This window comes from Fodinibius sediminis, assembly GCF_900182555.1.
Lineage (GTDB): Bacteria > Bacteroidota > Rhodothermia > Balneolales > Balneolaceae > Fodinibius > Fodinibius sediminis.
In genome coordinates, this window is the sequence record NZ_FXTH01000023.1 from 32,800 (window position 1) to 39,349 (window position 6,550).

General features: G+C 49.1%; 5 protein-coding genes and 1 pseudogene. All 6 read left to right on the forward strand.

Translation table 11 applies throughout. From position 1 onward, the window contains the following. The first annotated feature begins 4 nt into the window (after positions 1-4). Positions 5-661 carry a pyridoxamine 5'-phosphate oxidase gene (gene pdxH, locus FN808_RS17625; RefSeq protein WP_142715940.1) on the forward strand — a complete coding sequence of 219 codons (657 nt, stop codon included), beginning with the start codon at positions 5-7 and terminating at the stop codon, positions 659-661. A 23-nt stretch (positions 662-684) separates the two neighbouring features. Further along, entirely contained in the window at positions 685-1,368 is a 684-nt protein-coding gene (gene trmB, locus FN808_RS17630; RefSeq protein ID WP_142715941.1) for a tRNA (guanosine(46)-N7)-methyltransferase TrmB, read from the forward strand. Positions 1,369-1,607: 239 nt separating this feature from the next. Further along, positions 1,608-2,243, forward strand: a complete 636-nt coding sequence (locus FN808_RS17635; RefSeq protein WP_142715942.1) for a TetR/AcrR family transcriptional regulator — start codon at positions 1,608-1,610, stop codon at positions 2,241-2,243. Positions 2,244-2,264: 21 nt separating this feature from the next. Beyond that, positions 2,265-4,736 (forward strand): acyl-CoA dehydrogenase, encoded by a 2,472-nt coding sequence (locus FN808_RS17640; protein ID WP_142715943.1) that lies wholly within the window; start codon positions 2,265-2,267, stop codon positions 4,734-4,736. Positions 4,737-5,027: 291 nt separating this feature from the next. After that, on the forward strand, positions 5,028-6,245 hold the full coding sequence (locus FN808_RS17645; protein ID WP_142715944.1) for an aminotransferase class V-fold PLP-dependent enzyme: 1,218 nt from the start codon (positions 5,028-5,030) through the stop codon (positions 6,243-6,245). A gap of 27 nt (positions 6,246-6,272) precedes the next feature. Continuing rightward, positions 6,273-6,550, forward strand: a pseudogene (locus tag FN808_RS17650) (hypothetical protein); the annotation flags it as partial.

The following is a 6,550-nucleotide window of genomic DNA, read 5'->3' on the forward strand; positions in this document are numbered from 1 at the left end:
ACCGATGTCCAAAGAGACTGAGCAGGATAAAGTAGCCAAACTGCGGCGTGATTATACCCGGCAAATGCTAACAGAGTCGGCCGTGGAAGACAGCCCCATAAGCCAGTTTAACATCTGGTTTAAACAGGCGCTTTCGGCCGAGATGCTGGATCCCAATGCCATGACGTTATCGACGGCGACCAAAGAGGGGGTGCCCTCCTCTCGCATTGTGCTGTTTAAAGGGGTGGATGAGGATGGATTCCGATTTTATTCCAACTATGCCAGTCGAAAAGGCCGGGAGCTGGAAGAGAATCCCAAGGCCGCACTGTGTTTTTACTGGCCGCCACTGGAACGTCAGGTTCGTGTTGAAGGGGATGTTGAAAAAATGAATCGCGAAGCTTCTGCCGATTATTTCCGCCAGCGTCCGCGATTGAGCCAGCTTGGAGCATGGGCTTCTCAGCAGAGCAGTAGAGTGGCATCGCGGGAAGAGTTGGAGAATATGTTCCAAAAAACCAGTGAACGGTTTGAAAATAAACCGGTTCCCCTTCCCGATTTCTGGGGAGGCTTTGTGCTGAAGCCGGTCCATGTGGAATTCTGGCAGGGGCGAAAAGGGCGACTTCATGACCGCATTTGTTACGAAAAAAAGGGAGATGAATGGAATATTTTTCGCCTCGCACCCTGAAACTGCAACTGGAGAACTGATTTATGGGTCGAAATAAACTCGAGCGTTTTGATGAAATTGGAACGTTTGACAATGTGTCGGAATGTACGGACTATCAAGACGAGGAGGCCGTGCGCCCCGGGGGAAAGTGGAGAAGTGATGTATTTGAAAATGAACACCCAATTATCCTGGAGCTGGCTTGTGGAAAAGGTGAATATGCCCTGGCGCTCAGCGAACACTATCCCGACCGGAATATCATAGGAGTCGATATCAAAGGGGCTCGCATTTGGAAGGGCGCACGGAGAGCCTTGAAAAACAACCGGTGGAATGTCCATTTTCTGCGTATTTATATTGATCATCTGGACGAATATTTTGCACCCGGTGAAGTGGATGATATCTGGATCACCTTTCCGGATCCCTACCCGCGGGGGAGCGACAGAAGCAAGCGCCTGACCTCGCCTAAATTCCTGGACATCTATCAAAAGGTATTGGGGCCGGAAGGTTCTGTGCGTTTGAAAACGGATAGCGAACAGCTTTTTGATTATACCCGGCGAACGATTGAGAAAACCGGCTGCACGCTTTTAGACCTGGTGGACGATATATACAGGGAACGCCCGGATGATAAGCTGCTTACGCAGAAAACGTATTTTGAGAAAAAACATCTCGAAAAAGGACGGACGATCTCTTATCTTCGGTTTTCACTTCCTGAAGGAAAGATTTTAGATTAGGGGATATTTTCAGCACTTCATCCTTTCCGTTTCGGCCATGCGTCTTTTTTTATGGGGTAAAATCAAAAGATGGGGATTGAATTGCATCGGTGGGAATATTTGCTGCCATCAAACGAGTCTGCACGGTCAGTGTGGATATTTTAAATGGATGTTTGGTTGAAAGAATATTTTTACATACAGGATTGCTTTATCCTGCCAGAAATGTTTAATTACTACTTAACACTGTTAACCAAAGGATTATGGAAGAGACGAAGGATCAAGGTTTAAAGCTTCAAATAGTAGAAGCAGCTCGAGAAGTTTTGTTGTCCGAAGGATATCGTAATTTATCTCTTCGAAAAATTGCCCGGCGGGCAGGCGTAAGTGCTACCAGTATTTACCTTCACTTTGAAGGAAAGGATGATCTTGTCCATGCACTCATTGAAGAAGCCATTGCCCGGTTGAACCACCGGCTGGAGCAGGCTGCCGGAACGACGAAAGGTTCACCCATTAATAAGATTGAGGCCCTCGCCAGAGCATATGCCGACTTTGCCCTTGAACACCCCCGCGAGTACCAGGTGATCTACCTGGTGAGCTCTGATGAGATGACCCGCTATCCGAAAGAAAAATTCCGCAAGGCCCGGAAAGGATATGAACTGGTTATCGATGTACTGAAACAGGGCATACAGGAAGGGGTGATACAAAAGACCAAGCCCGGGACTGCGGCTTATACCTTTTGGGCCCAGCTGCATGGTGTGATGTCGGTCGTGCTGTCAAAGAGGCTTGATACGAGAATAAATCAGAACGAATTTATCGAAGAAGCCATTAGTCATATAGTAAGCGGATACAGGCAGCAAGGTTCATTGGAGATGGATGACATAAAAGAACAGCGAATATAAACTCAATTGGGAGATTACATTATGGATATTTTTAATGAGAGCTTGGGTTTTTTATTTCAGTATCCACTCTGGGCGGTCATTGTGAGCATGTTCGTGGTAGCCACACTCCTGGCTTTCTGGGGAACGCCGCTTTGGATATGGGCCCTTGCCGGTTTTGTAGCCCTTTGGGGCTTTTCAGCTCCGGCCTGGTTACTGGTGGTCTTCGGGATACTGGTGCTTGTATTCAATGTTAAAGCTGTTCGCCGGGCTGTTTTGACAGGACCATTGATGAAGCTGCTGGACGCGCTGAACTTTCTTCCAGCTATCTCTGAAACCGAACGGACAGCCATTGAGGCCGGTAATGTCTGGGTTGATGCTGAGTTATTTTCGGGCAAGCCGGATTTGAAACGGTTAGCCAATGAATCGTACCCGGAGCTGTCGGACGAAGAAAAGGCATTTTTGAATGGACCTGTGGAAGAACTTTGTTCCATGGTGGATGACTGGGATGTGTTTGTTCGCAAGGGATTCACCGATGAGGTATGGGACTACATGCGGGAACATAAATTTTTCGGGCTCATTATCCCCGAAAAGTATGGCGGCTATAATTTTTCAGCCAGTGCGCACAGTGCGATTATTGCCAAGCTGGCCTCTCGTTGCGGGCCTCTGGCCACCACGGTCATGGTGCCGAATTCGCTGGGTCCGGCAGAGCTTTTGATGCATTATGGTACCGAGAAGCAGAAAAACCATTATCTGCCCAGATTGGCAACAGGAGAAGAGATTCCCTGTTTTGCACTGACCGAACCCACAGCTGGTTCCGATGCCGGCGCCATGACGGCGGAGGGGGAAGTCTTCAAGGGAGAGGATGGAGAGCTTTACATCCGGCTTAATTTTGAGAAACGCTATATAACCCTGGCTGCGATATCCACGGTGATCGGATTGGCATTTAAGCTTGAAGATCCGGAAAATCATTTGGGCAAGGGGAAGAACCTGGGCATAACCTGTGCCCTCATCCCCAGCGATACGGAAGGCATCCGATTGGGCCGCCGTCACGATCCACTGGGGGTTCCATTCTATAACTGCCCGGTTAATGGCGATAATGCCGTAGTATCGATTGATCAGATTATCGGTGGACCCGAGCAGGCGGGCAATGGCTGGCGTATGCTTATGGAATCACTGGGTGTTGGCCGGGGTATTTCGCTGCCGGCCCAGAGCGCGGGAGGGGCTAAAGTCGCTACCCGTGCCATTGGTGCTTACACGGCTGTTCGTCGGCAGTTTGGAATAAATATAGGAAAGTTTGAAGGCATCGAAGAGCCGATGGCCCGTATTGGAGGCTTTAATTACCTGATGGATGCGGCTCGCCGCTATACCTGTGCAGCACTCGACACCGGGGAAAAGCCGGCCGTGATTACGGCGATAGCCAAATATAATTTTACCGAGCTCGGACGCCAGATAGTCAATGATGCCATGGACATTCAGGGTGGAGCAGGGATCTCCAGGGGACCGCGGAATATTTTTGCGCATCAATACACGGCCCTGCCCATTGCTATTACGGTTGAGGGGGCTAACATACTGGCCCGCAGCCTCATGATTTTTGGACAGGGAGCCATTCGTTGTCATCCGTATGCTTATGACGAAATTGATGCCTTGAGCAAAAAGGATGGGAAGGCGTTTGATGATGTTTTCTGGAAACACATCGGCCATGTAGCCCGCAACGGGGCTCGTTCTTTCCTTTTGAGCCTGAGCAGGGGAGCAATATCTTCGTCGCCGGTGGGAGGTACTGCTTCAAAATACTATAAGAAATTGTCATGGACTTCCGCTTCCTTCGCCTTCCTGGCTGATATAGCCCTTGGCTCGTATGGTGGGGGACTTAAAATAAAGGAGAAGATAAGCGGGCGGTTTGCAGATATCCTCAGCTGGATGTACCTGGCTACGGCCACTCTGCGTCGATATGATGCCGAGGGACAGCGAGAGGACGACCGCATATTTTTTGAGTGGGCAATGCAGTATGCTTTCGCCCAGATACAGGAGGCTTTCGATGCCATCTATCGCGAGATACAGGTACCCGGCCTGAGCTGGTTGTTCCATGGACCGATGGCCCTTTGGTCGCGTATTAACCGCCTAGGCACCATGCCTTCCGATAAGATGGGCCACAAGGTGGCCCAGGCAATGCAGCAGCCCGGACAGCAGCGAGATCGTTTGACAGATGGCATTTACCTTCCGAAAGATAAGGATCAGGCCATGGGACGTTATGAATATGCCCTGCAGTCTTTAGTGGATGCGGAGCCCGTCTATAAGAAAATGTATGTGGCAACGAAGAAAAAAGAGCTGCCCAAAACGCAGCCCCGTTTTGTTATTGATATGGCGTTGGAAAAAGGGATCATTTCTGAAGAAGAGGCAGAATTGGTCCGCAAGGCAGAAGAAGCCCGTGTTGACATGGTTCAGGTGGATGAGTTTACCCTGGAAGAATATCAAAACCAAACGCCTGCGGCACCGTTGCAAACGGATAAAACATGAAATATTTGGCTTAACACGGCCCTTGAAAGCCTGGCTGGAAATCATTCAGCCGGGCTTTTTTTATGTTAAACATAATCGAATCTCAGCGAATTCAGGACAAGCCTAAACGGAATAGTCCCAAGTATTCCGTCCAACTGTTCGCTGATTAATCAGACCTTGCGATGGCTCGATATAAAATGACCCATACCGAAAGTTTGTGCATGGTATTCGAAAAGGTATGAAAGTATTTGATTTTCTTTAAATTATTAGTTAAATCAAAAAGCAAATCCAATATAATGATATAGGGGTATTATGATAAGTAGAAGAGCTCTTTTAAAACGGTTGTCCGCATTGTCTGTATTTGGTTTGTTCGGAAGCGGTCTTGCCGTACAGTCGTGTGAGAATGCAAAGGGGAGAGAGGAAGCAAATGATTTAGCAGAGGAACTTGGTATTCGAACGTTTATCAATGCTGCAGGCACCTATACTTCCATGACGGGCTGCCTGATGCCTGAAGAGGTTATGCAGGCGATTAATGCTTCCTCCAATGATTATATGATGCTTGATGAGGCTCAGGGCAGGGTCGGAGAACGTATTGCCGAGATGTGTCATGCCGAAGCCGCCATGGTATCTGCAGGTTGCTGGTCGGCCATGGTGCTGGGAACGGCCGGTGTGATTGCGGGCAGGGATTCGGAAAAGGCATCGCAGCTGCCCCACCTGGAGGGAACGGACCTTAAATCAAAAGTGATCGTTCAGAAAAGCCACAATACCGGCTATGTGCATGCCGTCACCAATACCGGGGTTGATATTGTTCCGGTTGAAAGCAGACAGGAGCTGGAGGAAGCCATTAATGATGATACGGCAATGATGTGGTTTTTAAACAAGGCGGCCCCGGATGGACAGATCCCGCACGAAGAATGGGTAGAGGTTGGAAAGCAATACCAGATTCCGACAATGATTGATATTGCTGCTGATGTGCCGCCGGTTGAGAATTTGTGGAAATTTAATGATATGGGATTCGATTTGGTCTGCATATCCGGTGGAAAAGCTCTTCGCGGTCCACAGAGTGCGGGGATACTGATGGGACGAAAAGATCTTGTGGCCGCGGCGCGGTTTAACAGTCCTCCGCGGGGAGGTAATATCGGGCGCGGAATGAAGGTTAACAAAGAGGAGGTCCTGGGCATGTACGCCGCTGTCAAGCGCTATGTGAATATGGATCATGAGAAGCAGTGGAAGACCTGGGAGGATCATATCGCCTTGATTGAACAACGGGCGAAAGAAGTGAACGGAGTGCGTACAGAGGTAACGGTCCCTCCCATCGCAAATCATACGCCTTCGCTTGCCATTTCTTGGGATCAGAATAAGATAAACATAACACAGGAGGAACTGCGAGAGAATCTTCGCCAGGGTGATCCTTCAATTGAGATGAGGGGCAGCGGAGAGAATACCATTCATCTCACGGTATTTATGCTGCAGCCCGGGGAAGAGAAAATTGTAGCCCGTCGAATCAGGGAAGAGCTGGCAAAGGCTTAATCATAATTTTAATATTGAATAAAGAGTATGAATTGTACCGTTGATACTTCCATATATACTGATGTTTGCAAGTGGTTTGAGGTAATAAGCTTCAAGGTGATCTCCGCTATCCTTATAATGGGTACGCTGTTGTTGGCATGCCCGGTTTTAGCCGGTGCCCAGTCCTATGACCTGGTGCTCAAGGGCGGGCACGTCATCGATCCCAAAAACGATATTGATGAACCGATGGATGTGGCCATCAAAGACGGGAAGATTGCCGAAGTGTCTGCCGACATTGCGCCGGGGGATGCGGCCACGGTGGTCGA